Below are 26,602 nucleotides of genomic sequence, written 5' to 3'. Positions count from 1 at the left end.
GGCGGCAAGTATGGCTTTTCCCGGGCTGAAGTACGCTTCATCTGGTCTGCTTGCCGCGCTACGTGCCGGCTCCCGTCTTGGGCGCCGCACGGGTAAGAAAGGCAAAAACCCCGCTACGCCACCGTCCGTCGCCGCGCAAGAAGCGGCGGACGCGACCGCCTCGCCGGTCGCTTCGCTGGCACCGCTGACCGAAATCATCGGCAGCTATCTCGATCCCAAAGATGTAGAGCGCGTGCGCGAAGCCTATCGCTTCGCGGACCAGGCGCACCTGGGCCAATTCCGCGCCAGCGGTTCGCCCTACATCTCGCATCCCATCGCCGTCACTGAAATCTGCGCAGGCTGGAAGCTCGACGTCAACGCGTTGTCCGCTGCCTTGCTGCATGACGTGATGGAAGACCAGGGCATCGCCAAGCACGAGCTTGCCGAAAAATTTGGCCCTGAAGTCGCCGAACTGGTCGATGGGCTGTCCAAGCTGGACCGGCTGGACTTTGCCACCAAGGCCGAGCAGCAGGCCGAGAGCTTTCGCAAGATGCTGCTGGCGATGGCGCGCGATGTGCGCGTCATCCTCATCAAGTTGGCCGACCGCCTGCACAACATGCGTACGCTGGACGCGGTCAACCCCGAGAAGCGCCGGCGCATCGCACGCGAAACGCTGGATATTTACGCGCCCATCGCCCATCGACTGGGCTTGAACCTGCTGTTCCGTGAATTGCAGGACCTGTGCTTCGCGGCGATGTACCCGAACCGCTATCAGGTGCTGTACAAGGCCGTGCTGGCGGCGCGTGGCAACCGGCGCGAAGTCATCACCAAAATTGCCGATTCGGTGCGGGCGTCGCTGCCCGCCGCCGGTATCGAAGCCGAAGTCACCGGCCGCGAGAAAACGCTTTATGGCATCTACCGCAAGATGGTGGACCAGAAAAAGTCGTTTTCCGACGTGCTCGATATTTATGGCTTTCGCGTGATCGTGCACACGCTGCCCGAATGCTATCTGGCGCTGGGCACGCTGCATCAGCTGTATCGCCCGGTGCCCGGCAAGTTCAAGGACTACATCGCCATTCCGAAGGTGAACGGCTATCAGTCCCTGCACACCACGCTGGTCGGCCCCTATGGCACGCCGGTGGAATTTCAGTTCCGCACGCGCGACATGCATCACGTGGCCGAAGAAGGCGTGGCCTCGCACTGGTTGTACAAGGGCGCCGACCTGACGCTGAACGACCTGCAAAAGCGCACGCACCAATGGCTGCAATCGCTGCTGGACATTCAAAGCCAGACGGGCGATTCCGGCGAATTTCTTGAGCACGTCAAAGTTGACCTGTTCCCGGACGCAGTCTATGTGTTCACGCCGCGCGGCAAGATCATTTCCCTGCCCCGTGGCGCGACGCCGGTGGACTTTGCCTACGCCATCCACACGGACATCGGCAACCAGGCCGTGGCGGCCAAGGTCAACGGCGAATTCGTGCCGCTGCGCACTGAACTGAACAGCGGCGACACGGTGGAAATCGTGACCTCGCCCGCCTCGCGCCCCAACGCACAGTGGCTCAACTACGTACGTACCGGCCGCGCCCGTTCCGAAATCCGCCACTACCTGCGTACCGTCAAGTACGAGGAATCGGTAGCGTTCGGCGAACGGCTGCTGAGCCAGGCCCTGCAAGAACTGCACATGCCGATGCCGGCAACCGACGACCCGGCCTGGCAAAAGCTGGCGCGCAGCACGGGCGCGAGCTCGCGCGAAGAGATCCTGGCCGATATCGGGCTGGGCAAGCGACTGGCCGCCGTTGTGGCCCGCCGCTTTGCGCCCGAACATCAGCTGGTTGCCACCACGGCGGCAGCGGTTGACGAACTGACCTCGGCGCGCAGCGCTCCCATCCTGATCCAGGGCAACGAAGGCCAGGCCGTGCAGTTGGCGCCTTGCTGCGGTCCGCTGCCTGGCGACCCCATCGTGGCCGGCATGCGCATGGGCCACGGGCTGGTGGTGCATACCGCCGACTGCCCGGTTGCCATGCGCCAGCGCCTGCGCGAACCCGAACGCTGGATCAATGTGGCGTGGGACGCGCACACGGCCAAGCACCTGGCCACGCGCCTGGACATCATCACCCGCAACGAACGCGGCGTGCTTGGCCGGCTGGCGGCGGAAGTCACCGCCGCCGACGCCAACATCATGCACGTGACGATGCACGATGACGCGGTGTCCACGGTGTCGCTGCACCTGACCATCCAGGTCGACAGCCGCAAGCATCTGGCTCAAGTCATCCGCGCCATCCGACACGTTCCGCAGGTGCAGAAGATTGTCCGGGTCAAGGGCTGAAGCCGGACTAACGCCCACACCGCGATCAAGCCACGTGTTGCAAAAAGTCCTTTAACCGCTGGCTGGGCGGGTTGCTCAGCAATTCAGCCGGCGGGCCGTCGTGCGCGATTTTGCCGGCGTCGATGAAGATCAACCGGCTGCCTACCTTGCGGGCAAATTCCATTTCGTGCGTGACGACCACCATCGTCATGCCCTCTTCCGCCAGATCGCGCATCACCTTCAGCACTTCGTGACGCAGTTCGGGATCCAACGCCGAGGTGGGCTCGTCGAACAGCATCAGCTTGGGTTTGATGGCCAATGCGCGCGCGATCGCCACGCGCTGCTGCTGCCCACCGGACAGCTCGGACGGAAAGTGGTTCATGCGTTCGGCCAACCCCACCTTGTCCAGCAAGCCCATCGCCAGCTCGCGCGCTTCGTCGCGACTTTGGCCGCGCGTGTGCACGGGGCCGAACATCACGTTTTGCAACGCGGTCATCTGCGGGAAAAGGTTGAACTGCTGAAACACCATGCCCGCTTCACGGCGAATTTCGCGCACCTGCGCGGCGTCGCCCTTGACGCTCAGGCCATCGACCAGAAGATCGCCATCGTTAATGCTTTCCAGTACGTTGATGCACCGCAGGAACGTGGACTTGCCGGAACCCGACGGCCCCACCACCACCACAACCTCGCCTGCATCGATGTTCAGCGAGATGCCGTTCAGCACCATGGATTCGCCAAAACTCTTGGTGACGTTATGAAATTCAACCATGCTCATAATATGCGCATCCTTCTTTCCACCATGTGCAGCGTCAGCGCCATCAAGCCGGTCAAGATCAAGTAGACGATCGCCACGGCGGACCAGATTTCGACGGCGCGGAAGTTGCTGGCCATGATCTCCTGGCCTTGGCGCGTCAGTTCAGCCACGCCGATCACGATGAACAGCGAGGAATCCTTCAAGCTGATGATGCACTGGTTGCCCAGCGGCGGGATCATGCGGCGAAACGCCACCGGTCCGATGATGTGGAACAAGATCTTGTGAAACGGCAGGCCCATCGCCTGCCCCGCTTCCTTCAGTCCCTTGTGTACCGACAACAGCGCCCCGCGTACGATTTCGGAAATGTAGGCGCCCGAGTTGATGATCAATGTGACGATGGCCGCCCATTCCGCATCCACCCGGATATCGGCAAGCAGCGGCAAGGCGAAGTAGATGAACATCACCTGCACGACAATCGGCGTGCCGCGAATGACCGCCACATAAACCTGCGCGATGGCCGACAGGACGATATTGCCGTATGCACGCGTCACGCCAGACAGCGCGCCCAGCAGAAAACCACCGAACAATCCCCAGAACGTGATCTTGATGGTCATCAGCGTACCCTCAAGCAGATTGGGTAACGCGCTCTCGATTACAGTCCAGTCGAACTCCACGATATTCCCCCCAAAGCGCCAACGGGCGCCGCATCATGGCGGCGCCGCGCGCGGGCAGTACCCACAGGCGGCGCCAAAAACAGCTATCTGCTTACGGCTTCTTGCCGAACCACTTTTCGTAGATGGCGTCGTACTGGCCATTGGCCTTCAGCGCGGCCAGCGCCTTGTTCACTTGCGGCACCAGTTCGCTGCCCTTGGGGAAGGCGATGCCGTAGAAGTCACCGCTCTTGACCGAGCCCACGACCTTCACGCGGCCCTTTCCGGCCGAATTGGCGTAGTACTGCACGTTGGGCGTGTCGTGCACCGCGGCATCGACGCGGCCGGTGGCCAGTTCAAGGTAGGCGTTGTCGATGTTGGGGAACAGTTTCAGCTTGGCGTCCGGCACCTGCGCTTTCAGGAAGTCAACGGTGGCGGTGCCGGTCTTGACGGCGACGGTCTTGCCGGCCAGGGACTTGGCGTCCTTGATGTCGGTGTTCTTTTCGCTGACCAGAATGGCCAGGCCGCTTTCATAGTAGGGGTCCGAGAAGTCGATGACTTTCTTGCGGTCGTCGCGGATCGTAATGCCCGCCAGGGCGGCGTCGATATTCTTGGTTTGCAGGCCCGGGATGATGCCGTTGAAATCCATCGGCTGAAGCTTGTACTTCAGGTTGAGTTCCTTGGCGATGGCGGCCCACAGGTCTACGTCAAAGCCCACGTAGGTATTGCCCTGCTTGAACTCGAACGGCACGAAAGCGGTATCGGTGGCCACCACCAGTTCCTTGCCTTGGGCTTGCGCGCCAGAGGCAGCGCCGAACATGGCCACGGACAGGCCGACCAAGGCGGCGGCGACTTTACGTTTGATCATGAAACTCTCCTCTTGGGGACCGTCGGCACCCCGGGGTTGTTGTAGGGGCATGATTCCTGAGCGGCGCCGGGGTGTCCGGCGCGGCTTATCGGCGATCTTAACGCATCCGTCCCCACCCGGCAGAGCTTAGAAAAATTACAATCCGCATGACACCCCGGAGAATCCCCATGCCCTACAAATATGTACGCATTGCCGGAAACCGGCGTCAGGTGGGCCTGGCGCTGGGCAAGTTGGCCCGCCCGCTGATGTCGGTGTATCTGGCGCAAAGCAGCACCTGGGAAGCGCTGCGGCGCTGGCGCGATCATGCTTATGTAGACGAACTGGCCCAGCATGCGCAGGCCGCGCTACCCGCGATATGGGAAGAGTTGGAAGGCATGGCCGAAGGGCTGCGCATGCCGGTCAAGGACGTGCTGCTTTGGAATTGCCGTGGCGACCTGCTGCACAGCACGAACGACGGCTGCACGACCGTCGCGCTCAAAGGCGCGGACGGCGCACGCTGGATCGGGCACAACGAAGACGGCGACCCGTATCTATATGGACGCTGCCATCTGGTCGACGTGGCGCTGGACGACGCGCCCGGTTACGTCAGCTTCTATTACCCGGGATCCTTGCCCGGCCACACCTTCGGCGCCAACCGCGCAGGCCTCGTCCAGACCATCAACAACCTGCGCACCCGCCAACGCCAACCCGGCGTGCCGCGCATGTTCCTGGCGCGCGCCGTGCTCGACTGCGCCACCTTGGACGATGCCATCGCGCTGTTGCGCGACCTTCCCCATTCCGGCGGGTTTCATCACACGCTGGGCAGCGCCACCGACCCGCGCCTGATCAGCGCCGAAGTGACGCCGGGTGCGGTATCGGTATTGGACATCGGCACGCGCTACGGCCATGCCAACCACATGGTTCACGCCAAGACCCGCGCGCAACCCCAGGTGGTGACCGAATCATCGCGCGACCGGCAGAACAGAATCGAAGGCATCGTGGACGGCTGGTCGCCGCGGACCGGCAGCGCGGACCTGTTGGCCGCGCTGCACGATACGCTGGGCGCCCTGCCCATCCTGCGCACGGACGCCGCGGACCCGGACGGGGAAAACACGCTGGCCACCGCCGTGTTCGAAATCCGCGACGATGACGTGACGCTGCGCGTCTATGACCGCCGCGCGATGGCGGACATTGCATTGGATGTGATGTCAGAGCCGGAATGATCCGGCTCGTTCACCACATCATCACACCCACCGCCGTCACACCGCGCCGTAGCCTCCGCCCCCGGGGGTTTCAACGACAAAGATGTCGCCCGGATGCAGCTGGGCGCTATCTTGCGGACCCAGCTCTTCAATCGTGCCGTCCACCCGTTCAATCGAGTTCCGGCCCATTGCGCCCGGCTGCCCACCCGCCAGGCCAAACGGCGCGTAGCGACGGTTGTTGGACAAGATCGCCGCCGTCATGTCTTCCAGGAAACGGATCCGACGCACGCCACCCTCGCCGCCCCGATAGCGCCCCGCACCGCCCGAACCCTTGCGGATTTCGTACGATTCAAGCCGCACCGGGAAACGGAATTCCAGCACTTCCGGGTCCGTCAGGCGCGAGTTGGTCATGTGCGCCTGCACCACCGACGTGCCGGCAAACCCTTCGTCATGCGGGCCCGCCGCGTCGATGCGCACCGGCCCCGCGCCGGTGCCGCCCGAGATGGTCTCGTAGTACTGATGGCGCGCGTTGCCGAAGGTGAAGTTGTTCATCGTGCCTTGGCTGGCCGCCAGCACCCCCAGCGCACCATACAGCGCGTTGACGATGCACATCGACGTTTCCACGTTGCCCGCCACCACCGATGCGGGCGGGTTCGGGCGCAGCATCGAACCTTCCGGCAAGATGATCGACAGCGGCGCAAGGCAGCCATCGTTCAGCGGAATGTCGTCGTTGACCATCGTGCGGAACACATACAGCACCGCCGCCACGGCGATTGCGCCGGGTGCGTTGAAGTTGTTGTCCAGCTGCGGCGATGTGCCGGTGAAATCGACCACCGCGCTGCGTGCCTGCGTGTCCACCTTCACGGCCACGCGGATCACCGCGCCGTTGTCCAGCGGGTATTCGTAGCTGCCGTCTTTCAGCACCGAAATCACCCGGCGCACCGCTTCTTCGGCGTTGTCCTGCACGTGGCCCATATAGGCGCGCACCACGTCCAGCCCGAAGTGGTCGCACATGCGCAGCAGTTCTTGCACGCCCTTTTCGTTGGCGGCGATCTGCGCGTGCATGTCGGCAATGTTCTGATCCGGATTGCGCGCGGGCCAGCGGCCCGAGCCCAGGATGTCGCGTGCGGCCTGATCGCGGAATTCGCCGTTCTTGACCAGCTGGAAATTAGTGAACAGCACGCCCTCGTCTTCCACCGTCTTCGAATCCGGCGGCATGGAGCCCGGCGTGGTCCCGCCGATATCCGCGTGGTGGCCACGCGAACCGACGTAGAACAGGATTTCGCGGCCGGCGTGATCGAACACGGGTGTGATAACGGTCACGTCCGGCAAGTGCGTGCCGCCATGGTAAGGATCGTTCACCACATAGGCATCGCCCGGCATCATGCGCCCGGCGTTGGCGTTCATCACCGTGCGCACCGACTCGCCCATCGACCCCAGGTGCACCGGCATGTGCGGCGCGTTGGCGATCAGGCGGGCCTGCGAATCGAAAATCGCGCAGGAAAAGTCCAGGCGCTCTTTGATGTTCACCGAGTACGCCGTGTTCTGCAGGCGGTAGCCCATCTGCTCGGCAATCGACATGAACAGGTTGTTGAACACCTCCAGCATGACTGGATCGGCCTGCGTGCCGATGCTGCGACGATCCGCGCGCGCTTCGATGCGGCGGATCACGAAATGGTCTTGCGACGTCAATTCCGCTTGCCAGCCCGGTTCCACCACGGTGGTCTGGTTGGGCTCGGAAATGATGGCGGGGCCCGTCACCACGTCACCGCCCGCCATGTCTTCGCGCACGTACAGCGGCGTGTCGCGCCACTCGCCCGCGCTGTACATGCTGACCACGCGGCGGGCCGCCAAAGCGCCGTCGCGGGTACGCGGCACGGCCGCTTCGCCAACCCGTTCGCCGCCACCCGTGGCTTCCACCGAAATGGTTTCCACGACCAGTTCGCGGTGGGGCATCAAGAAGGAATAGCGCTGGCGATAGGCGGCCTCGAAGTCGCTGCGCGCCTGCTCCAGAGTGGAAAACGCCACTTCCAGCGCGGTGTCGGTGCCGCGATATTTCAGATGCAAACGACGCTGCACGGAGATGTCGCCGTCCGGCACATGCTGGCGGCGCAGTTCGCCCACCGCTTGCCCGGCCAGCACGTCCAGTTCGATCTGAAGCTCGCCCATCAGGCCGGCGTCCAGCACCTTTTCCACCGTTTTCTGGCGCATGTCGGTCTGGTCGGCCAAACCCATGCCATAGGCGGACAACACACCGCCCAGCGGATGCGCGAACACCGTCGTCATGCCCAAGGCGTCAGCCACCAGGCAAGCGTGCTGGCCGCCCGCGCCGCCGAACACCGTCAAGGCGTATTCCGTCACGTCGTGGCCGCGCTGCACCGAAATGCGCTTGATGGCTTCCGCCATGTTGCCCACGGCGATTTCCAGGAAGCCTTCCGCCAGCTGTTCCGGCGTCATCTCGCGGCCGGTGGCCGTGCGCACTTCGTCGGCCATCGCGGTGAAACGTTCGACCACGGCGTCGCGGTCCAACGCTTCATTCGCGTCGGGGCCGAACACATTGGGGAAGAAGTCGGGCTGGATCTTGCCCAACAGCACGTTGCAGTCCGTCACGGCCAGGGGGCCGCCACGGCGATAGCAGGCAGGGCCGGGGTTGGCGCCCGCCGAATCTGGTCCGACGCGCAGGCGCGCGCCGTCGAAATGCAGAATGGACCCGCCACCTGCCGCCACCGTGTGGATGCTCATCATGGGCGCGCGCATGCGCACGCCGGCCACCTGGGTTTCGAATTCGCGTTCGAATTCGCCCGCGTAGTGCGACACGTCGGTGGACGTGCCGCCCATGTCGAACCCGATAACCTTCGGGAACCCGGCGATTTCGCTGGTGCGCACCATGCCGACAATGCCGCCGGCGGGGCCGGACAGAATGGCGTCCTTGCCCCGGAAGCGGTGCGCATCCGTCAGGCCGCCGCTGGATTGCATGAACATCAGGCGGATGCCGGGCAATTCGCCCGCCACCTGATCCACATAGCGCTTGAGGATGGGCGACAGATACGCGTCAACCACCGTCGTGTCGCCGCGCGACACAAATTTGATCAACGGGCTGACCTCGTGCGAGGCCGACACCTGCGTGAAGCCCACTTCGCGAGCGATGCGCGCCGCGCGCTGCTCGTGGTCGGTGGCGTGCCAGGCGTGCATGAACACGATGGCAACCGCGCGTATGCCGCTGTCGTACGCGGCCTGCATGCCCGCCCGCAAGCCCTCTTCGTCCAGATCGCGAATGACGGCGCCGTCGGCGGCCACGCGCTCATCGGCTTCCACGACGGATTCGTACAGCATTTCGGGCAGCACGACATTGCGGTCGAACAGGCGGGGCCGGTTCTGATACGCAATGCGCAGCGCATCGCGGAACCCGCGCGTGGTCACCAGCAGCGTGCGTTCGCCCTTGCGTTCCAGCAAGGCGTTGGTGGCCACCGTCGTGCCCATCTTCACGCATTCAACCTGGTCCACGGGCACCGGCTGCCCGGGCGCCACGCCCAGCAGCTTGCGGATGCCGGCCACGGCTGCGTCGCGATACTGCTCGGGGTTTTCCGACAGCATCTTTGCCGTGGTGGTCGTGCCGTCGGGGCGGCGCGCCACGATATCGGTGAAGGTACCCCCACGATCGATCCAGAATTGCCACTTCTTCATGCGTAATCCTTGAAAACAGACGGCCACGGCGGGTGCCGCCGCGGTCGGGTTGCGGTGTGCCGGGCCAGGCCCGATCAGGTTCAGAGTGAGGTTGCCGCCCTGGCGGCCTGGTCGTACAGGCCGGATAGCGAGCGCAAGGCGTGCGCCAATTGGCGGCTGAAATCCAGCCCGCCCCCGCCCGGCCCATCCAGGCCGGACGTCAGGCATTGTTCGCGGATGTCGCCGTAGCGCTTGAGGATGTCAGCGCCTTCGGGCGTCACGCTGTAGAAGACTTCCTTGCTGTTGCGTTCGCCCTTGACCACGCCCAGCCGCTCCAGCTTCTTCAGTGCATAGCTGACGATGTGCGTGTCTTCGACATTGAGCGTGAAGCAGATATCGGCAAGCTTCTTGGCGCGCTGGCGATGGTAGACATGGTGAAACACCATCACGTCGGTGGGCGTCAGGTCCGGCAGGCCGGCGGCTGCCATGCAGCGCACCGTCCAGCGGTCAAAGGCGTGGCTGGCGATCATCAGGCCGAATTCGACTTCGGACAGGTCCGGCGCGCTGCCGCCGGCCAGATGGGCTGACGACGCGATCAACGTAGGGCTCATGGAACGTTCAAGCCAAGTTTATATGGATGAAATACTAATAATTTATGTGTATTTCATCCATAAAAAATAAAGCCCGAACGGCCGAAAACGCCCATTTCAAGGGAAATCCCCTAGCGCTACAGGCGTTCCGGGCGTTCCCTAGACGGGAACGCCGGCGTCAAGGCGCCGTCCAGCCCGCCGGCAGATTGGCCCGAATCAGCCAGCCGGCGATCGAAATTCGCGGCGCGATGTCCGGCATGGGGTCGCCGGGGCCGAACCAGCGCGCATCGGCAATCTCGTCTTCCTGCACGCTAATGTCGCCCGACACGTAATCGGCCGTGAATGCCACCATCAGCGAATGCGGAAATGGCCAGGGCTGGCTGCCGAAGTACCGCAGGTTGCCGACCTTCAGGCCGACTTCTTCGAAGACTTCGCGGTGCACGGTTTCTTCGATGCTTTCGCCCGGTTCGACAAAGCCGGCCAGTGCCGTATAGCGCGAGGTGGCGGTCGTAGTGTGCCGCGCCAGCAGGATGCTGTCGCCTTTGCGGATCAGCACCATCATGGCGGGGGAAATGCGCGGGTACGCCGAAAAGCCGCAAGCGGGGCAGCGCAGGCAGAACTCGTGCGGCACGCGCTCGGCGGGGGTGCCGCAGGCGCCGCAGAACCGGTGCGTGCGCGCCCATTCGGCGATTTGATACGCGCGGCCGGCCAGCGCCATGCGTTCATCGTCCAGCACGCCGAACAGCGAACGCAGCTTCTTGAACGCGTAACCCTCGGGCGCTTCAAGAGCGGGGTCCACGTGCGCCGTGCGATACGGCGAATCGGGTACGGACCAGATGGCTTGCAAGGCCGGCGAGGACAGGCCGATGCGTTCGCACAACGCCAAATCCGGCAACACGCTGGACGCTTCTTCGACCAGCAATTCATCACGGCGGAAAACGAAATTCACTTGAGCCTCTGCAGCACGCTTCGATCCCGCAATCTTAGAAGAAAAATAGGCGCGCGAAGGGGTGTCCCACCGCCCGCGCGCAAAGTTTTAGCCTTCAAGGATGTGTCGCGTCCGAGCCCTAGGATTAACCCGTAAAACCGCATTTTTTGTGCGCGTTGTTGCCGCGCAGCACCATAGAATGGCACGGCTTTCAGGCCGCGCGACATCCGCGCAGCAGTCTCTTTCCAGAATGCCTATCGGGCAAAACCCGTCTTCACCATTCGCACAGAAGGACCTTCCATGTACAAGAAAATCTCATTGCTGGCCGGCAGCATCGTCCTGGCGTTCAGCGCGGGCGCACAGGCCCAAACCAAATGGGACCTGCCCAGCGCCTACCCCGCCAGTAACTTCCACGTTGAAAACCTGACCACCTTCATCAAGGACGTGGACACGCTGTCGCAGGGCAAGCTGAAGATCCAGCTGCACAACAACGCCTCGCTGTACAAGGCGCCGGAAATCAAGCGCGCGGTGCAAGGCAATCAGGCACAGATCGGCGAAATCCTGCTGACCAACTTCGCCAACGAAGACCCGATCTACGAACTGGACGGCCTGCCCTTCCTGGCCACCGGCTACGACGCCTCGTTCAAGCTGTACCAGGCGCAAAAGCCCTTTCTGGAAAAGAAGCTGGCCTCGCAAGGCATGACGCTGCTGTACGCCGTGGCGTGGCCGCCCCAAGGCATCTTCGCCAACAAGGACATCAAGCAGATCAACGACATGAAGGGCCTGAAGTGGCGTGCCTACAGCCCCGTCACCGCCAAGATCGCCGAACTGGTCGGCGCGCAGCCGGTCACGGTGCAACAGGCCGAACTGGCGCAAGCGCTGGCCACGGGCGTGATCGATTCGTACATGTCGTCGGCGTCCACCGGCTACGACACCAAGACGTACGAGTACATCAAGAAGTTCTACGACACGCAGGCCTGGCTGCCCAAGAACGCCATCATCGTGAACAAGAAGGCGTTTGACGCGCTGGACCCGGCTACACAAGACGCCCTGAAGAAGGCCGGCGCGCAGGCCGAGGAACGCGGCTGGAAGCTGTCGCAGGAAAAGAACAAGTGGTACCAGGAAGAGCTGGCCAAGAACGGCATGGAAACCATCAAGCCGACCGTGGAACTCAAGGAAGGCCTGTCGGTGATCGGCAAGCGCATGCTGGAAGATTGGCTGAAGAAGGCAGGTGCCGACGGCCAGGCCATGATCGACGCCTACAAGAAGCAGTGATCTTTTTATGCGCCGCTTTTTAGATGGTCTTTACGGCGCGGCCGGCCTGTTGGCCGGCCTGTGCACGATCGGCGTTCTGGTTTCGGTGCTGGCGGCGATCATCGCCCGCCAGCTCAGCCTGAACATTCCTGGCACCGATGCGTATGCAGGCTACTTCATGGCCGCGGCGGGTTTCCTGGCGTTATCCAGCACGTTCAAGCACGGCGAACACATCCGGGTCACGCTGTTGCTCAATTCGTTGGCGCCGGCAGGCAGCCGCCGACTGGACATTTTTGCGCTGGCCGTGGGTTCGCTGCTGGCGTCGGCCTTTGCCTTTTTCAGCATCAAGCTGACGTACGACTCCTGGCTGTACAACGACATCTCCACGTCCAACGACGCCACGCCGCTCTGGATTCCCCAGATCAGCATGGCGGTGGGCACGGTGTTGTTCCTGGTCGCCCTAGTCGACGAATTGATTCGTCGTTCACGCGGCGTGGCCGCCGCTACTTCGCAGCAAACCCATGAATGAACTTCTTGTCATCACCCTACTGGTCGTTTCCATCTTCGCGCTGTTGGGCTGCGGGGTCTGGGTCGGCCTGACGCTGGCGGGCACGGCATGGATCGGCATGGAGATCTTCTCCAGCCGTCCGGCCGGCGACGCCATGGCCGTCACCATTTGGGGCGCTTCGTCCAGCTGGACGCTGACCGCCCTACCCTTGTTCCTGTGGATGGGCGAAATCCTGTTTCGCACGCGCTTGTCCGAAGACCTGTTCAAGGGTCTGGCGCCGTGGCTGAACCGCTTGCCGGGTCGGCTGCTGCACACGAACGTGATCGGTTGCGCGATTTTCGCGGCGGTGTCGGGCTCCAGCGCGGCGACGTGCGCGACCGTCGGCAAGATGACCATTCCCGAACTGACACGCCGCGGCTACCCCGAAGACAAGATCCTGGGCACGCTGTCTGGCGCGGGCACGCTGGGCCTGTTGATTCCGCCTTCGATCATCATGATCGTGTACGGCGTGGCGGCCGATGTGTCGATCGCCAAGCTGTTCATCGCGGGCATCTTCCCCGGCATCGTGCTTGCGCTGTTGTTCATGGGCTATATCGGCTGGTGGGCCATCCGCAACCCCGGGCAGGTGCCGGCGGCGGACCCCGGCATGTCGTTCATGCAGAAGCTGTCGCAATCGCGCCACCTGATTCCGGTCATGGTGCTGATCGGCGCGGTGCTTGGCTCCATCTACAGCGGCATCGCCACCGCCACGGAAGCGGCGGCGGTGGGCGTGGTGGGCGCATTGCTGTTGTCGGCGCTGCAAGGCTCGCTGAACCGCTCGACCTTCATGCAGTCGCTGCTGGGCGCCACCCGGCTGTACTGCATGATTGCGTTGATTCTGGCGGGCGCGCAGTTCCTGACGCTGGCGATGGGCTATATCGGCCTGCCGCGCGCGTTGGCGGAATGGATCGGCGGGCTGGGCTTGTCGCAGTTCGGGCTGATCATGGCGCTGATGGTTTTCTTTGTGGTGCTGGGCTGCTTCCTGGACGGCATTTCCATCGTGGTGCTGACCATGGGCGTGCTGTTGCCGACGGTGCAAGCTGCCGGCATCGACCTGATCTGGTTCGGCATCTTCATCGTTTTCGTGGTGGAAATGGCACAAATCACCCCGCCGGTGGGCTTCAACCTGTTCGTGCTGTCCGGCATGAGCGGGCGTGAATTGCCTTATATCGCGCGGGCGTCGCTGCCCATGTTCTTCCTGATGATCGTGGCGGTGCTGCTGCTGTATTTCATTCCGGGCATTGCGACGTGGCTACCGCTGCACATGACGCTATGACGGTATGACGCCGTGATGTCGCTACCGGGACGCCCGGGCAGCGACGTCCAAGAACCCCGGTTCCTGACCGGGGTTTTTTTTTGAACAAGCGCGGCATTGCCCCACCCCCCAACTATTTTTCAGATCTGTAAACCAGGGAAAACGCCAAAAACATTTTGGCCCTGCACATCCCGTAACTTTTTTAGAATCCCCTGGCGCTGCCCCCCTTGCACCACTATGGCGCAATGCCGGGGCAGCCAACCTATTGGGCCAATGCTCCGGACCCGCGCTGCCATCCAGCAGCGTCGGTGCAACGGCCCGACGTCGGACGATCCGCCCGGCGCGGTCAACCCGGCCACAAGCCAGGTCACACACTACAAAACAGCTACACAGGAGGAGTCCTCAGTGAAACGCATCACTCTTACGCTCGCCGCCGCAGGCCTGGGCCTGGCCGCGGGCGCCGCATCGGCGGAAACCAGCGTCACCCTGTACGGCATCGCCGACGTCAGCATCCGCTACCTGAGCACCAGCGCCGGCAGCGTTGGCGAAGACGGCAGCCGCGTGTCGATGGAAAACGGCGCCATCTCGAACAGCCGCTGGGGCCTGCGCGGCTCGGAAGACCTGGGCAACGGCAACCGTGCCTTCTTCCGCCTGGAAAACGGCTTCAACATGCAGAACGGCAATTCGTCGGCCACGGGCAAGACGTTTGGCCGCCTGGCCTACGTGGGCCTGGACGGCGGCAACATCGGCCAGCTGACGCTGGGTCTGCAAAACACGCCGATGTTCGACCTGCTGGCCGACTACTTCGACCCGCTGACCGTGGGCAACTACGACCAGAACGCCTGGTTGCCCGCCGCGATGTCGCGCGTGCGCACCAACAACATGACCAAGTATTCCAACACCATCGGCGACCTGTCCTTGGCGTTGTCGTGGGCCAACGGCGAAAGCTGGGAAGACCACAAGGCGGGCCAGCAGTACGGCGCCAGCCTGCGCTACATGATCGGCAAGCTGGGTCTGGGCGCGGCCTACCAGCAGACGTACGACGGCCTGGATTCCGACCTGCGCCAGCGCGTCTGGAACCTGAACGCGTCCTACCAGTTTGAAACCACCAAGGTGTTCGCCGGCTACTTCAATGGCCGCGACGAAACGGGCTGGGTCAACGCCGTCATGGGCGGCACCACCACCGCCAACCTGAACCGCAAGGACAACGGCTATTTCGTGGGCGCCACCTGGCAGGCCACGCCGCGTTGGGCCATTACCGGCGCCGGTTATTACGACCAAAGCAAGAACGTGGTCGAAGACGGCGACAAGGGCAAGCGCTACGCGCTGGTCGCGGTGGCCGAGTATTCACTGTCCAAGCGTTCGCAGGTGTACGGCACGGTGGACTGGAACAAGGTCAGCAACGCCGCCACCGACGAAATCGCCGGCAAGAACCACCAGATCGGCGCCGCCGTGGGCTTCCGCCACATTTTCTAAGCGACGCAGTGCATCGGGCGTTTTCGAAACGCCCGATGCAAAAAACCAAACCCCAAAACCCCATCGCCGCGCAACGGCTGCGATGGGGTTTTTTGTTTACAGCATCGCCATCCGGCTGTTGACCAGATCGGTCACCAGCATATGCCCCGGCGCGTGCGTGATGCAGAACTCCGGCCGCACCGACGACACCACCGATTGCGGCGTGACGCCGCAAGCCCAGAACACGGGCATTTCGCCCGGCCGGATCTCGACCGCATCGCCGTAGTCAGGCTGGTCGATATCCGCAATGCCGATCAGCGACGGGTCGCCAATATGCACGGGCGCCCCGTGCACCGACGGAAAGCGCGACGTGACCTGAATGGCACGGATGGCATCCGCCGCCTTCAAGGGGCGCATGGACACCACCAGCGGGCCGCTGAAGGCCCCTGCCGGATGCGTCGGGATGTTGGTGCGGTACATCGGCACGTTGCAGCCCTGCTCGATATGGCGCACTGGCAAGCCGTTATCCAGCATGGCTTCTTCGAACGAGAACGAGCAGCCAATCAGGAACGACACCAGATCGTCGCGCCAGATATCACGCACGTCGGTGGGTTCGGCCACCAGCTCGCCGTTCTTCCAGACGCGGTAGCGCGGGATGTCGGTGCGGATGTCGATGTCTTCACCCAGCTCCGGCAGCGCCGGGCTGCCGGGTTCGGACATGGCCAGCAAGGGGCAAGGCTTGGGGTTGCGCTGGCAGAAATGCAGGAAGTCCGCCGCCAGCGCGCGCGGCAGGATGGCCAGGTTGGCCTGGACGTGCCCCGGCGCCAGGTTGGCCGTGGGGCCGGTCAGGCGTCCGCTGCGGGCGTCCAGACGCGCCTGGCGAGCCAGTTGGACACTATTGCGTAAGGCGTCGACGGGCGACATGAAAAATCCTCTTGATGCGGTTGTGAAGCACCGGGCGATCAGTGCCCGGCAAACAGCGCCTCGATGGCCAGGCCGACGGCCAGGATGCGGCGGTCGGCGCCGTTGCTGCCGGCGATCATCAAGCCCACGGGGGCTGTGTCGGGCGCATGGCAAGGCAGCGACAGCGCGCAGCCATCCAGGAAGTTGATCAGCGTGGGGTTGCGCAGGATAAGGCCGTTGGCCGCGTAATAGGCTTCGTCGGAAGCGACCAGGTCGGCCACCGCCGGCGCCACGATGGGCGTGGTCGGCATGATGAGGGCGTCGTAGCCCGCAATGCGGTGATCCACCGCCGCCACCCACGCTTCGCGCGCATCCAGCAAATCGATGTAATCCGCGGCGCTCATGTCCTGGCCACGCATGATGCGCGAGACCACGCGCGGGTCGTAGCGCTTGCCGGCGCGCGCGATCAAATCGCGGTGCCAGGCCCAGGCTTCGGCCGCCGTGAAGCCGCCCTTGCTGTTAATGCCACCAACCTCGGCGAATTCGGGGATGGCGATTTCATCCACCTGCGCGCCCGCTTCCTTCAGCCGGGCCACGGCCGCCGCGAAGCTGTCGGCCACGTGCTTGTCCATGGCGTCCAGCGCCAGCGTGGTGGGCACGGCAAGGCGCAAGCCGCGCAGCGCCATGGCTTCGGGCACGGGGCCGCCGTCGCCCGACAGAATGGCGTCCAGCTCGGCGCAGCAACGCACGCTGGCGGCGATGGGGCCGATGGAATCCAGGTTGGCCGACAGGGGCAGCACGCCCTGCATCGACACGCGCCAGGCGCTGGGCTTGAAGCCCGTCAGGCCGCACAGCGCGGCCGGAATGCGCACTGAGCCACCGGTGTCGGAACCGATGCCGGCCACGGCCATGCCGTCCGCCACGGACACTGCCGCGCCCGAGGACGACCCGCCCGGAATGCGGCCGGTGGCGCGGTCATACGGGTTCAGCGGCGTGCCGTAGTGCGGGTTGATGCCCAGGCCCGAATACGCGAATTCGGTCATGTTGGTGCGGCCAATGATGACGGCGCCGGCCGCGATCAGGCGCTGCACGACGTCGGCGTTGGCGTCAGCCGCCGGCTCGCCTTCGCGCGCGACCGAGCCGGCCATGGTGGTTTCGCCTTCGATGTCGAACAGGTCCTTGATGCTGATCGGCAGCCCTTCCACCGCCGAACGTACGAAGCCCGCCGCCCGCAGGGTGTCGGATGCGCGCGCCTGCGCCAGCGCCGACTCGGCATACAGCTTGGTGAAAACGCGGGCGCCCTCGCCCGCTGCATCCTGCGCGCGCGCCAGCGCCAGTTCGGTTAGCGCCACCGAGGTGGTACGGCCCTCGTTCAGGGCCAAGGTCAGATCATTCAAGGTCGAAACCATCATTGTCCTCGTGCCGCCTAGCGGCGTAAAAGTGCGAACAGGCGCAACCTGAAAAGGCGCGCCTGGCGTTCAATGCCATGCAGAAACGGAATCAGGCCACCACGGGCAGCGATTCGACATGATAGCGATGGCTGATCGTGCGCTGGCGGCGCGGATCGAACAATTCCATGGTGAAGTCGGCCGCGGCGCGGATGCCGCCGATGGCGCCCACGGTGCCGCAGGTCATGCCCGCGCCTTGCGGCAGCACGGCGGCGCCGCCGGTGTAGCCGGCAATCAGGTCCTGCGGGGTGCGCAGCGTGGACAGCGGGCCTTCCTGGTACAGCACCTTTTCACCGTTCTCGACGATGTACGAGCGGATGACCAATTCGTCCCAGTAGTCGGCCACGTCGGCCAGGCGCCAGGCTTCGGTTGCCACCGGCTTCACGCAGACCTGCTTGGACATGGCGACGCTGACGGTTTCCAGCTTGCGGTCGGTATGGTCCGACGCGATGCTGACGTACATCTCGCCGTCCACGGCGAACACGAACGTTTCGACTTCGCCCGACGAATCCTCGCCCACGGCCTGCACTTGCGTGGCCTGGGTCAGCTGGTTGTCGGCGATGCGGTAGTACAGCGGCACGCTGGTCGGGCGCGGCACGCCGATGGCGGCCAGCTCTTCGATGTGGTGCTCGATGGCGGCCATGTCGCGACCGGCCCAGCCGGCAACGATCAGGGTGTTGAAATCCACTTCCACTTGGCGGGGATTGGCGTCGTCAATCTTGAATACGGCTTTCATATCAGTCCTGCGGAAATAACGGGTGGGAAACGGTGTGGCCGCTGTGGGCCGCACCCGGTTCAAACAAACAGTCTTTTCATTCGATCAATCGATCGATCAATCAATCAATCGATCCATCAACCAAACGCGCGCGGCAACCACAGCGCGATGTCGGGCCAGAACGCCAGCAACCCCAGCATCACGAACATGGCGGCCACGAACGGCAGGCTGCCGATGATCACGGCGCTCATTGAGCCGCTTTTGCGCAGGCTTTGCACCACGAACAGGTTCAGGCCCACGGGCGGCGTGATCAGGGCGGCTTCAACCAGGATGATGATGACGATGCCCAGCCAGATCGGGTCGTAGCCCAGCGCGATCATGATGGGCGCCACGATCGGAATCGTCGTGATCATCATGGACAGCGTTTCCATGAAGCAGCCCAGCACCAGGTAGAAGATCACCACGATCAGCAGCATCCACCCCGGCGACAAGCCCAGGCCGGTGATCGACTTGGTCAGCGCGTCGGTCAGGCCGGTGGCCGACATGATGAAGTTCAGGAAGCTGGCCGCGATGACGATCAGCATGATCATCGCCGTGGATCGCATCGTGCCTTCCATCACTTCGCGCAGCATTGTCCAGGACAGGCGGCGAAACCAGGCGGCAAGGATGAAGGCGCCCAGCACGCCCAGCGCGGCGGCTTCCGTCGGCGTGGCAAGCCCGGCGTAGATGGAACCGACCACCAGGAAGAAGATGCCCATCGGCGGCGCCAGGTGCACCAGGCTGGCAAGGCGCTGGCCCCACGTTGCATGGATCTTCTTGCCGCCCCAGGACGGCTTGGCCACGCAGGCCACCACCACCGTCAGCATGAACAGCGCGGCCATCGCAAAGCCGGGGATGATGCCGGCCAGGTACAGCTTGGGCACGGACGAATTCGTCAGCACGCCGTAGATGACCAGGTTGATGGATGGCGGAATCAAAATGCCCAACGTGCCGCCCGCGGCCAGGCTGCCCAGGAACAACGGCTCGTTGTAGCCATACTTTCGGATCTGCGGAATGGCCACGGTGCCGACCGTGGCGGCGGTCGCCACGCTGGAACCCGACGTTGCCGAGAACAAGGTGGACGCGCCGATGTTGGCGTGCATCAAGCCGCCCGGCAACCACGACAGCCACAGGCTCATCGCGCTGTACATGCGTTCGGCAAAGCCCGCGCGCAGCAGCACTTCGCCCAGCATGATGAACAGCGGAATCGCCACCAGCAGGAACTCGTTGTTCGAGCTCCAGGAAATTTCACCGATGGCGCGCGACAGCGGCAGCATCGAAAAGAGCGGGTCCAGGATCAGACCCAACACGCCAAGCGCCGCGCCCACGGGAATGGACAGGCCGATCAGCACCAGCAACAACGTCAATGCGGTGGAAATCATGCTGCGTCTCCCTTGACCATGCGCTCGCCGGCGGCGGCTTCTTCTTCAGCTTCTTCTTGCGCGGAACGCACACCGCAGATCTGCTTGACCAGTTCGATGTCGCCCGTGACCAACGCGGCCGAGGCGCGCGCCAGCATCAAAGCGACCGTGATGCACATCCAGGCCAGCCCCAATAGCCACAAGCCTTGCGGTACCCACAGCGGCGTGGCCAGCGGGGTGTTGGCGGCGGACTTTTGCGCCCATGAGGTCTGCACCACGTCGTAGGCGTAGTACGTCAGGAACACCATGAAGACGGCCAGCGACACCATGGAAATCCAGTCGAGCACGGCCGACAGGCGCACCGGCAGGTATTGATAAAGCACGTCCACACGCACGTTGGCGCGTTGCAGCGTGGCGAACGCCAGCGCCCACGACGTGCTGATGGCGAAGGCATAGCTGGACAATTCGTCGGCGCCACCGGTGGTGAACCCCAGGAATTTGCGGGCCAGCACGTCGAACGAGATCAGCAGCACGCTGGCCACCGTCAACGCGCCGCCGGCCCACACGGCCAGGCGCGAGAATGTCTCGGCGCGCCGCAACAGGCCGCCCAGCAGGCGGAAGTGTTCGGTTTGGGTCATGGATAGAACCTCTGCGGGCAAACGCCCGGTATGACTTGCGGAAAAGCGCGCCGCCGCGCGATGCGGCGGCGCTGTCCAGCGCTTACTTGCTGGCGGTCAGGCCCAGCGTCTTGCCGATGGTGGCGTTGAAGTCCTTCACGCACTGTGCCGAGCAACGGGCGGCCCACTTGGGCAACACGGCTTCTTGCGCAACCTTCTTGAGCAGCGCGCGGTCGGCATCCGACGGCTGCACCAGAACCATCTTGCCCTTGACCGGGAACGGGCAAGCGGCGGCGCCGGTGTTGCAGTCATAGCCTTCCTGCGTCTGGCGGGCAGCGGCTTCCCAGATGTTGTCCACCAGCGTCTTCACGTTGGTTTGCAGGAACGTGCGCACGGCGGGGTCCAGCTTGTCCCAGGCCTTTTGGTTGACGGCGTGGATCTGCTGGTTCCAGTTGATCGGCAGCGCAACCAGGTGGGTGGACACTTCGTACCACTTGGCCGAATAGCCCGACAGCGAACCGGTGATGGCGCAGTCGACCACCTTGTTTTGCAGCGCCGGCACCACTTCACCGAAGGCCATCGTCACGCTGGAACCGCCCAGTGCTTCAACGAACTCAGCCGTGGTGCGGCTGCTGGTGCGAACCTTCTTGCCCTTGATGTCGGCCAGGCTCTTGATTTCTGCGTTGCAGAACAGCACCTGGGCGGGATAGGTCGAGATGCCCAGCAGCTTGACGTTGTTGCCTTCGCCGTAGAGCTTGGCGTAGACGGGTTCGAACGCGTCGGTCACGGCGCGCGCGGTCTTGACGTCGGGCGCCAGGCCGGCCAGGTCGATGGCTTCGTTGATGGGGTTGTCGCTGGCGAAGTACGACAGCGTGGCGGTGCCGAATTCAATCACGCCTTGCGACATCAAACGCAGCAACTCGGGGCCTTTCAGGCCCATTTCGTTGAAGCCTTTGATTTCGGCCGTGACCTGGCCCTTGGACAGCTCGGGAATGGTCTTCGTCCAGAACGGCTTTTCGTAGTCGTTATAGGCGGTCAGGTTGGACAGGCCTCCCACGACCTTCAACTGGGTTTTGGGCAGGTCCTGTGCGTGGACGGCGCCGGCAAGCATGCTGGCGGCGACGGCGGCGAAAACAAGAGACTTCTTCATGGACAAAACTCCTGGCTGGCGGGATGGTCTGTCGCGCGCGGGATCCCGTTACCCCTGTCGCGCGCGCTTAGGTTCAGGTAATCAGGCGCGAAGATCGCGTGCGAGGCGCGGCCGATGGGCGGGCGCCAGGGTCCGGAATAGGCTCGAAAGATGGTTCATGCTTTTCCCCCGCACTGTGTATCCAGGCGTTGCATTTTTGCTGTTTCGCCATTGCATCGCCCGGGGCGCCAAGCGTCCAATCGTATGTTGCGATGTGGGGGTATAAATATTTCTTGGGTCTCGCCGGATCGGCGTGGCGCCGTTTTCGCAAACGACGGCCTGGCGCGGCTTTTCAGGCGATTGGGTGGGCGGGGATGGGTGTTTGGCTGCCCGGAATGCGGGATGGCTCCCCGCCCCCTCTGGGGGAAAACACCTAGGCCGGAATTCCGTCCCCGGCCTGCGCCGCGACCTTTTGCGCCATCTGCGCAATCACCCTGACCGCGTGGCTATCCGGCCCTTGCACCCAGGTTGCGGTAAAGCTCAATTCAGGCAAGGGGTCGGCCTGCACACGCAGAATGCGCAGTTCGCCGCGCGCCAGCTCCTTGCCCAGAAACACAGGCGCGATCACGCTGGTGCCGATGCCGTCCTGCGTCATGCGCACCACCATGGACATGGACGCGCTGCCATACATGCGCGGTGACGCCACGCCGGCGCGCGTCAGCATGTCGCGCACGACGCGGTACGGCGAGCTGTTGGACGGATACGTGATGATGGGCAGCTTGCCGATGCGTTCGAGCGTCAGCGGCTCGGGGCCAAGGTCCAGCGTGGGGCTGGCCACCCAGGCCAGCGGGTAGCTGCACAGCGGCAGGTTCTCGACACGGGCTTCAAGCACCGGCCCCATCAGGAACGCCAGGTCGATCTGGCGCGACATCAGGTGCGGGCGCAACACGTGGGTGGTGTCCACCTCGATCTCCAGCACCAGCGCCGGATAGGTGGAATGGATCAGTTCGATCAGCGTGGGCAGCCAGGTCTGCACAATGGTTTCGGCCACGCCGATGCGCACCGTGCCGGTCATGACGTTCTGTTCGCGCGCCGCCTCGAACATATCGCGCCGCACTTGCAGCATGCGTTCGGCGTGCGACAGCAGTTCGTGGCCCTTGGCGGTCAGCTTGACGCCGCGCGCGTCGCGCTCGAACAGCCGCACGCCCAGGTCGGCCTCCAGCGAGGCGATGCGTTGCGACACGGCAGGTTGCGTGGTGTTGAGCTTGTCGGACGCGGCGCGAAAGCTGCCCAGCGTGGCGACCCAAAAAAAAGTTTCGACGTTGCGTAGTTCGATCATTGGCCTGTTCCCCCGGCGCGATGAGCGTATCATGGCAGCCGCCCATTTCCCCATCAGGAGCCCCTCCATGACCCCGGCCCACCAAGGTCGCCCGCCAGCCCCGGCGCCCGCCGCGCGCGGCCCGCTAGTCGGGATCTTGCTATTGGTGTTGTCGATGTGGACGCTGTCCTGCCTGGACGCCAGCGGCAAATGGGTCATGAACGCGGGCGTGCCGCTGCTGGTGCTGTCGTGGTTCCGCTACGTGGTCCACCTGATCCTGGTGCTGGCGCTGGTGCTGCCGACGCGCGGCGTCCGGGTGCTGCGCAGCACGCGGCCACGAGAGCAACTGATCCGGGGCGGGTCCATGTTCCTGGCCACGCTGATGTTCTTCACGACCCTTAGCTACATTCCACAGGCCGAGGCCACGGCCATCAACTTCCTGGCGCCCCTGCTGGTGCTGTCGCTGGCGCCGTGGATCCTGAAAGAACCCGCTCGCCTGTCGCGCTTCGTGGCGGCGGGCATTGCCTTTATCGGCGTCATCATCGTGATCCGCCCTGGCGGCGGCCTGCATCCCATCGGCACTATCTTTGGTTTGCTGACGGCGTGCTGCTTTGCCGCACAGTTCATTGCCACGCGGCGCGTGGCGGGCGACGACCCGTTCACATCCTTGATCTGGAGCGGCGCGGTGGGCACCGCCTGCCTGACGCTGACCTTGCCCTTCGTGCTGCCGGCCGCCCTGCCCGTTCTGCAATCGCTATCCACATTCGACTGGTTCTTGCTGATCTCGACCGGCCTGACCGGCGGGGTTGGACATCTATTCCAGATTGCCGCGTACCGCCGGGCCCCGGCATCTACGCTGGCGCCCTTCATCTACCTGCAAATCATCAGCGCCACGTCCGTGGGCTGGCTCGTCTGGGGCCACTTTCCCGACCCGCTTACGTGGTTGGGGATTGCGATCATCTGCGCCAGCGGCATCGGCATCGGCCTGATCGAATGGCGCCGCGGCATGGCAATCAGCGCCGCGGCCCGGGCCGTCGCCCGCTGAATCGGCGGCTTGTTCACCCCGCCGGCCGGTCGCGCCGGCGAATGCGCAGCCGCTCCCGTACAATGCTCGACGCTTTTTGCGCTTTGGCGCATCGGCTTTCCCGGCATCCGGCATTTCCCCGAACGAGGTCTTCATGATCATCAAGCCCCGCGTGCGCGGCTTTATCTGCGTTACCACCCACCCCGTTGGCTGCGAGGCCAACGTCAATAAGCAGATCGACTACGCCCGGGCGCAAGGACCCATCGCCGGGGGCCCCAAGCGCGTGCTGGTGCTGGGCGCATCCACCGGCTATGGCCTGGCGGCGCGCATCAGCGCGGCCTTCGGCTGTGGCGCGCAAACGCTGGGCGTGTTCTTCGAACGCCCGGCAGAGGCCGCCAAGGCCGGCACGCCGGGCTGGTACAACACCGCCGCGTTTCACAAGGCGGCCGAGGCGCACGGCCTGCCGGCGCAAAGCATCAACGGCGACGCGTTCTCGGACGAGATCAAGCAAAAGACCATTGCCGCCATCAAGGCCGGCATGGGCCAGGTGGACCAGGTCATCTACAGCCTGGCGGCCCCGCGCCGCACGCACCCCAAGACGGGCCAGGTGTTCAATTCGACGCTGAAACCCATCGGCCACGCCGTGAACCTGCGCGGCCTGGATACCGACCGCGAAGTCGTCAAGGAATCCGTGCTGGAGCCGGCCACGCAAGCCGAGATCGACGCCACGGTGGCCGTGATGGGTGGCGAAGACTGGCAGATGTGGATCGACGCACTGCTTGAAGCCGGCGTGCTGGCCGAAGGCGCCACGACCACCGCGTTCACCTACCTGGGCGAAAAGATCACGCACGACATCTATTGGAACGGCTCGATTGGCGCTGCCAAGAAAGACCTGGACGACAAGGTGCTGGACATCCGCGCCAAGCTGGCCGCGCGCGGCGGCGATGCCCGGGTATCGGTGCTGAAAGCGGTGGTCACGCAGGCCAGCTCGGCCATTCCCATGATGCCGCTGTACCTGTCGCTGCTGTTCAAGACCATGAAAGAGCAAGGCACGCACGAGGGCTGCATCGAACAGGTGTATGGCCTGTACCGCGACAGCCTGTGCAGCGACACGCCCATCCTGGACGCCCAGGGCCGCCTGCGCGCCGACTACAAGGAGCTGGACCCCAAGGTCCAAGAGGCCGTGCAGGCGCTGTGGAACCAGGTCACCAGCGACAACATCTATCAACTGACCGACTTTGCCGGCTACAAGCAGGAGTTCCTGCGCCTGTTCGGTTTCGAGATTGACGGCGTGGACTACGAGGCGGATGTCGACCCGGCCGTGGAAATACGCGGCCTGATCTGATCAAGCGGCCTCAGTGCGCGCGGGCCCCGAGGCCGGCGCGCACCCGGCATCAAAGGTAGTCCAACGTGACCAGCCGGTGCGGTACATCGCGCGCACCGCTCCTGCCGGGCAAGGGCTGCAATGCCTTCGTGCTGACCTTGACGACGCTGTCGGCCGAAGCGGCCGGGCGGCCGGCGGCGGCAACACAGCTGACCCGTGGCACGGTCTGCCTGGCGTCGCGCGGCGGGCTGACCTGACAACGCGTCGGTTCGACGATTGCACCCGAGAACCGGATGATGCCACCGGCGGCGCTGGCCGCCATCGGGACGAGCGTGGCGGCTGCAAACACAACAAACGCTGAACAACGAATCATCATGGCGACTCCAGAGCGTTGGCAACGTCTGGCAGGCGTGCTTGCCTGCCAGAAGGCACTCCCCAGACATCACCTTGGTTTCACCTTGGCATCGCGGCGCGTATGAAACTGCGCCGCTTTCAATAACATGTCCCGGTTGTCAATCAGACTACTCTGAAGATTTTTTCGTATCAATTTGGATTAAGTCTAAAAACGCCGCTTACTTCTACTTTTTCGTCAGGATCTCCAGCAAGCGGTCCAAACCGCCTTCGTCAATGGCCACATTCACCACCTGGCGCACGGCGGGCTTGGCCCGGTAGCCCACCGACAGGCCGGCGGCGCGCATCATTGGCAGATCATTCGCGCCGTCTCCCACGGCAATCGCGCGGTCCAGCCCTACCCCGCGCTGCGCGCAAACCTGCTCCAGCTTGCGGCGCTTTTCCTCGCCGTCGCAGATATCGCCCCACGGCTGCGCAAGCAACTTGCCGGTCAGTTTTCCGTCGACTACTTCCAGCACGTTGGCGCGCACATCGTCCAACCCGAGCCTGGCGCGCAGGCGGTCGGTGAAACACGTGAAGCCGCCCGTGACCAGCAGGCAGGTCAGCCCCGCCGCCTTGCAAGACGCGATCAGGGTTTCCACGCCGGGATTCAGGCGCACACGTTCGTCATAGACCTTGTCCAGCCAGGCTTGCGGCATGCCGGCCAGCAAGGCCACGCGATCGCGCAGGCTTTGCTTGTAATCAACAAGGTCGCCGCGCATGGCGGCTTCGGTCAGCGCCGCCACCTGAGCTTTCTTGCCCATCAGATCCGCCATTTCATCCAGCGTTTCGATGGAAATGAGCGTGGAATCCATGTCGAACGCAATGACCTGGTAGTCGGACAGGGACAAGGGCGGCGTGATGCCGCGCCAATGCAGGCCGGGTACGGCGGACGATTCAAACAT

General features: G+C 64.0%; 23 protein-coding genes. 8 read left to right on the top strand and 15 right to left on the bottom strand.

What is annotated here, in order from left to right; genetic code table 11:
• Positions 1 to 10 precede the first annotated feature (10 nt).
• The gene (locus tag V6F88_RS03850) at positions 11 to 2,305 is read left to right on the top strand and encodes a RelA/SpoT family protein (RefSeq protein ID WP_046804951.1); all 2,295 of its coding nucleotides are present in this window, start codon (positions 11 to 13) and stop codon (positions 2,303 to 2,305) included.
• A 25-nt stretch (positions 2,306 to 2,330) separates the two neighbouring features.
• Here the strand turns inward: V6F88_RS03850 and glnQ are convergent, their stop codons facing one another.
• From glnQ to glnH, 3 genes are all read right to left on the bottom strand, one after another.
• A complete protein-coding gene (gene glnQ / locus V6F88_RS03845; protein WP_332608055.1) occupies positions 2,331 to 3,059 on the bottom strand; it encodes a glutamine ABC transporter ATP-binding protein GlnQ in 729 nt (242 codons plus the stop codon).
• Positions 3,056 to 3,712, bottom strand: coding sequence for a glutamine ABC transporter permease GlnP (gene glnP, locus V6F88_RS03840; protein ID WP_332608054.1), 657 nt, complete (start codon positions 3,710 to 3,712; stop codon positions 3,056 to 3,058). Before glnP ends, glnQ begins: the two co-directional genes overlap by 4 nt.
• 91 nt (positions 3,713 to 3,803) lie before the next feature.
• The gene (gene glnH / locus V6F88_RS03835) at positions 3,804 to 4,556 is read right to left on the bottom strand and encodes a glutamine ABC transporter substrate-binding protein GlnH (RefSeq protein WP_332608053.1); all 753 of its coding nucleotides are present in this window, start codon (positions 4,554 to 4,556) and stop codon (positions 3,804 to 3,806) included.
• A 167-nt stretch (positions 4,557 to 4,723) separates the two neighbouring features.
• Between glnH and V6F88_RS03830 the strand changes: the two genes are divergently transcribed.
• Positions 4,724 to 5,758 carry a C45 family peptidase gene (locus V6F88_RS03830; protein ID WP_332608052.1) on the top strand — a complete coding sequence of 345 codons (1,035 nt, stop codon included), beginning with the start codon at positions 4,724 to 4,726 and terminating at the stop codon, positions 5,756 to 5,758.
• 36 nt (positions 5,759 to 5,794) lie between these two features.
• Here the strand turns inward: V6F88_RS03830 and V6F88_RS03825 are convergent, their stop codons facing one another.
• From V6F88_RS03825 to nudC, 3 genes are all read right to left on the bottom strand, one after another.
• A complete protein-coding gene (locus tag V6F88_RS03825) occupies positions 5,795 to 9,421 on the bottom strand; it encodes a hydantoinase B/oxoprolinase family protein (protein WP_332608051.1) in 3,627 nt (1,208 codons plus the stop codon).
• Between the two features lie 80 nt (positions 9,422 to 9,501).
• Positions 9,502 to 10,011, bottom strand: coding sequence for a winged helix DNA-binding protein (locus V6F88_RS03820; RefSeq protein ID WP_332608050.1), 510 nt, complete (start codon positions 10,009 to 10,011; stop codon positions 9,502 to 9,504).
• 157 nt (positions 10,012 to 10,168) lie between these two features.
• Positions 10,169 to 10,939 carry an NAD(+) diphosphatase gene (gene nudC, locus V6F88_RS03815; protein WP_332608049.1) on the bottom strand — a complete coding sequence of 257 codons (771 nt, stop codon included), beginning with the start codon at positions 10,937 to 10,939 and terminating at the stop codon, positions 10,169 to 10,171.
• A 279-nt stretch (positions 10,940 to 11,218) separates the two neighbouring features.
• Here nudC and V6F88_RS03810 point away from each other — a divergent pair, with 279 nt between their 5' ends.
• The 4 genes from V6F88_RS03810 (at position 11,219) to V6F88_RS03795 (ending at position 15,450) form a co-directional block, all read left to right on the top strand.
• Complete coding sequence (locus V6F88_RS03810) at positions 11,219 to 12,193, top strand: TRAP transporter substrate-binding protein (protein ID WP_332608048.1); 975 nt, start codon at positions 11,219 to 11,221, stop codon at positions 12,191 to 12,193.
• A gap of 7 nt (positions 12,194 to 12,200) precedes the next feature.
• Positions 12,201 to 12,701 carry a TRAP transporter small permease gene (locus V6F88_RS03805; RefSeq protein ID WP_046804960.1) on the top strand — a complete coding sequence of 167 codons (501 nt, stop codon included), beginning with the start codon at positions 12,201 to 12,203 and terminating at the stop codon, positions 12,699 to 12,701.
• On the top strand, positions 12,694 to 13,995 hold the full coding sequence (locus V6F88_RS03800; RefSeq protein ID WP_046804961.1) for a TRAP transporter large permease: 1,302 nt from the start codon (positions 12,694 to 12,696) through the stop codon (positions 13,993 to 13,995). The genes V6F88_RS03805 and V6F88_RS03800 overlap by 8 nt, the downstream gene beginning before the upstream one ends.
• 384 nt (positions 13,996 to 14,379) lie before the next feature.
• Complete coding sequence (locus V6F88_RS03795; RefSeq protein ID WP_332608047.1) at positions 14,380 to 15,450, top strand: porin; 1,071 nt, start codon at positions 14,380 to 14,382, stop codon at positions 15,448 to 15,450.
• Positions 15,451 to 15,546: 96 nt separating this feature from the next.
• Here V6F88_RS03795 and V6F88_RS03790 read toward each other — a convergent pair whose 3' ends face one another.
• The 7 genes from V6F88_RS03790 to V6F88_RS03760 all read right to left on the bottom strand — a co-directional run bounded on the left by V6F88_RS03790 (position 15,547) and on the right by V6F88_RS03760 (position 22,980).
• Positions 15,547 to 16,353 (bottom strand): putative hydro-lyase, encoded by an 807-nt coding sequence (locus V6F88_RS03790; protein ID WP_332608046.1) that lies wholly within the window; start codon positions 16,351 to 16,353, stop codon positions 15,547 to 15,549.
• Between the two features lie 38 nt (positions 16,354 to 16,391).
• Entirely contained in the window at positions 16,392 to 17,741 is a 1,350-nt protein-coding gene (locus V6F88_RS03785; RefSeq protein WP_332608045.1) for an amidase, read from the bottom strand.
• Between the two features lie 91 nt (positions 17,742 to 17,832).
• Entirely contained in the window at positions 17,833 to 18,516 is a 684-nt protein-coding gene (locus V6F88_RS03780) for a DUF2848 domain-containing protein (protein WP_332608044.1), read from the bottom strand.
• A gap of 116 nt (positions 18,517 to 18,632) precedes the next feature.
• Entirely contained in the window at positions 18,633 to 19,916 is a 1,284-nt protein-coding gene (locus tag V6F88_RS03775) for a TRAP transporter large permease (RefSeq protein WP_332608043.1), read from the bottom strand.
• Positions 19,913 to 20,533 (bottom strand): TRAP transporter small permease subunit, encoded by a 621-nt coding sequence (locus tag V6F88_RS03770; protein ID WP_332608042.1) that lies wholly within the window; start codon positions 20,531 to 20,533, stop codon positions 19,913 to 19,915. The genes V6F88_RS03775 and V6F88_RS03770 overlap by 4 nt, the downstream gene beginning before the upstream one ends.
• Positions 20,534 to 20,615: 82 nt before the next feature.
• Positions 20,616 to 21,662 carry a TRAP transporter substrate-binding protein gene (locus V6F88_RS03765; RefSeq protein ID WP_332608041.1) on the bottom strand — a complete coding sequence of 349 codons (1,047 nt, stop codon included), beginning with the start codon at positions 21,660 to 21,662 and terminating at the stop codon, positions 20,616 to 20,618.
• A 412-nt stretch (positions 21,663 to 22,074) separates the two neighbouring features.
• Entirely contained in the window at positions 22,075 to 22,980 is a 906-nt protein-coding gene (locus V6F88_RS03760; protein ID WP_046804968.1) for a LysR family transcriptional regulator, read from the bottom strand.
• A gap of 67 nt (positions 22,981 to 23,047) precedes the next feature.
• On the opposite strand from V6F88_RS03760, the gene V6F88_RS03755 reads away from it, so the two are divergent.
• Together V6F88_RS03755 and fabV are read left to right on the top strand one after the other, a co-directional pair.
• Positions 23,048 to 24,004, top strand: coding sequence for a DMT family transporter (locus V6F88_RS03755; protein WP_332608040.1), 957 nt, complete (start codon positions 23,048 to 23,050; stop codon positions 24,002 to 24,004).
• A gap of 133 nt (positions 24,005 to 24,137) precedes the next feature.
• Positions 24,138 to 25,328: an enoyl-ACP reductase FabV gene (gene fabV, locus V6F88_RS03750; protein WP_332608039.1), complete on the top strand. Its 1,191-nt coding sequence runs from the start codon at positions 24,138 to 24,140 to the stop codon at positions 25,326 to 25,328.
• A 49-nt stretch (positions 25,329 to 25,377) separates the two neighbouring features.
• On the opposite strand, the gene V6F88_RS03745 is transcribed toward fabV, so the two are convergent.
• Positions 25,378 to 25,683, bottom strand: a complete 306-nt coding sequence (locus V6F88_RS03745; protein ID WP_332608038.1) for a hypothetical protein — start codon at positions 25,681 to 25,683, stop codon at positions 25,378 to 25,380.
• 202 nt (positions 25,684 to 25,885) lie between these two features.
• Positions 25,886 to 26,602, bottom strand: coding sequence for a phosphoserine phosphatase SerB (gene serB / locus V6F88_RS03740; RefSeq protein WP_332608037.1), 717 nt, complete (start codon positions 26,600 to 26,602; stop codon positions 25,886 to 25,888).

It is taken from the genome of Achromobacter sp. ESBL13 (genome assembly GCF_036668755.1).
GTDB lineage: Bacteria > Pseudomonadota > Gammaproteobacteria > Burkholderiales > Burkholderiaceae_B > Achromobacter.
This window is presented reverse-complemented; position numbering and strand designations above follow the sequence as displayed.

Bases quoted from the DNA above. Each gene is read 5' to 3' on its own strand.
- V6F88_RS03800 (WP_046804961.1), top strand. From the start codon at position 12,694: ATGAATGAACTTCTTGTCATCACCCTACTGGTCGTTTCCATCTTCGCG.
- V6F88_RS03785 (WP_332608045.1), bottom strand. From the start codon at position 17,741: ATGGTTTCGACCTTGAATGATCTGACCTTGGCCCTGAACGAGGGCCGT.
- glnQ (WP_332608055.1), bottom strand. From the start codon at position 3,059: ATGAGCATGGTTGAATTTCATAACGTCACCAAGAGTTTTGGCGAATCC.
- V6F88_RS03770 (WP_332608042.1), bottom strand. From the start codon at position 20,533: ATGACCCAAACCGAACACTTCCGCCTGCTGGGCGGCCTGTTGCGGCGC.
- fabV (WP_332608039.1), top strand. From the start codon at position 24,138: ATGATCATCAAGCCCCGCGTGCGCGGCTTTATCTGCGTTACCACCCAC.
- V6F88_RS03755 (WP_332608040.1), top strand. From the start codon at position 23,048: ATGACCCCGGCCCACCAAGGTCGCCCGCCAGCCCCGGCGCCCGCCGCG.
- V6F88_RS03745 (WP_332608038.1), bottom strand. From the start codon at position 25,683: ATGATGATTCGTTGTTCAGCGTTTGTTGTGTTTGCAGCCGCCACGCTC.
- V6F88_RS03775 (WP_332608043.1), bottom strand. From the start codon at position 19,916: ATGATTTCCACCGCATTGACGTTGTTGCTGGTGCTGATCGGCCTGTCC.
- glnH (WP_332608053.1), bottom strand. From the start codon at position 4,556: ATGATCAAACGTAAAGTCGCCGCCGCCTTGGTCGGCCTGTCCGTGGCC.
- V6F88_RS03850 (WP_046804951.1), top strand. From the start codon at position 11: ATGGCTTTTCCCGGGCTGAAGTACGCTTCATCTGGTCTGCTTGCCGCG.
- V6F88_RS03805 (WP_046804960.1), top strand. From the start codon at position 12,201: ATGCGCCGCTTTTTAGATGGTCTTTACGGCGCGGCCGGCCTGTTGGCC.
- V6F88_RS03830 (WP_332608052.1), top strand. From the start codon at position 4,724: ATGCCCTACAAATATGTACGCATTGCCGGAAACCGGCGTCAGGTGGGC.
- V6F88_RS03780 (WP_332608044.1), bottom strand. From the start codon at position 18,516: ATGAAAGCCGTATTCAAGATTGACGACGCCAATCCCCGCCAAGTGGAA.
- V6F88_RS03825 (WP_332608051.1), bottom strand. From the start codon at position 9,421: ATGAAGAAGTGGCAATTCTGGATCGATCGTGGGGGTACCTTCACCGAT.
- V6F88_RS03820 (WP_332608050.1), bottom strand. From the start codon at position 10,011: ATGAGCCCTACGTTGATCGCGTCGTCAGCCCATCTGGCCGGCGGCAGC.
- V6F88_RS03760 (WP_046804968.1), bottom strand. From the start codon at position 22,980: ATGATCGAACTACGCAACGTCGAAACTTTTTTTTGGGTCGCCACGCTG.
- V6F88_RS03810 (WP_332608048.1), top strand. From the start codon at position 11,219: ATGTACAAGAAAATCTCATTGCTGGCCGGCAGCATCGTCCTGGCGTTC.
- V6F88_RS03790 (WP_332608046.1), bottom strand. From the start codon at position 16,353: ATGTCGCCCGTCGACGCCTTACGCAATAGTGTCCAACTGGCTCGCCAG.
- serB (WP_332608037.1), bottom strand. From the start codon at position 26,602: ATGTTTGAATCGTCCGCCGTACCCGGCCTGCATTGGCGCGGCATCACG.
- V6F88_RS03765 (WP_332608041.1), bottom strand. From the start codon at position 21,662: ATGAAGAAGTCTCTTGTTTTCGCCGCCGTCGCCGCCAGCATGCTTGCC.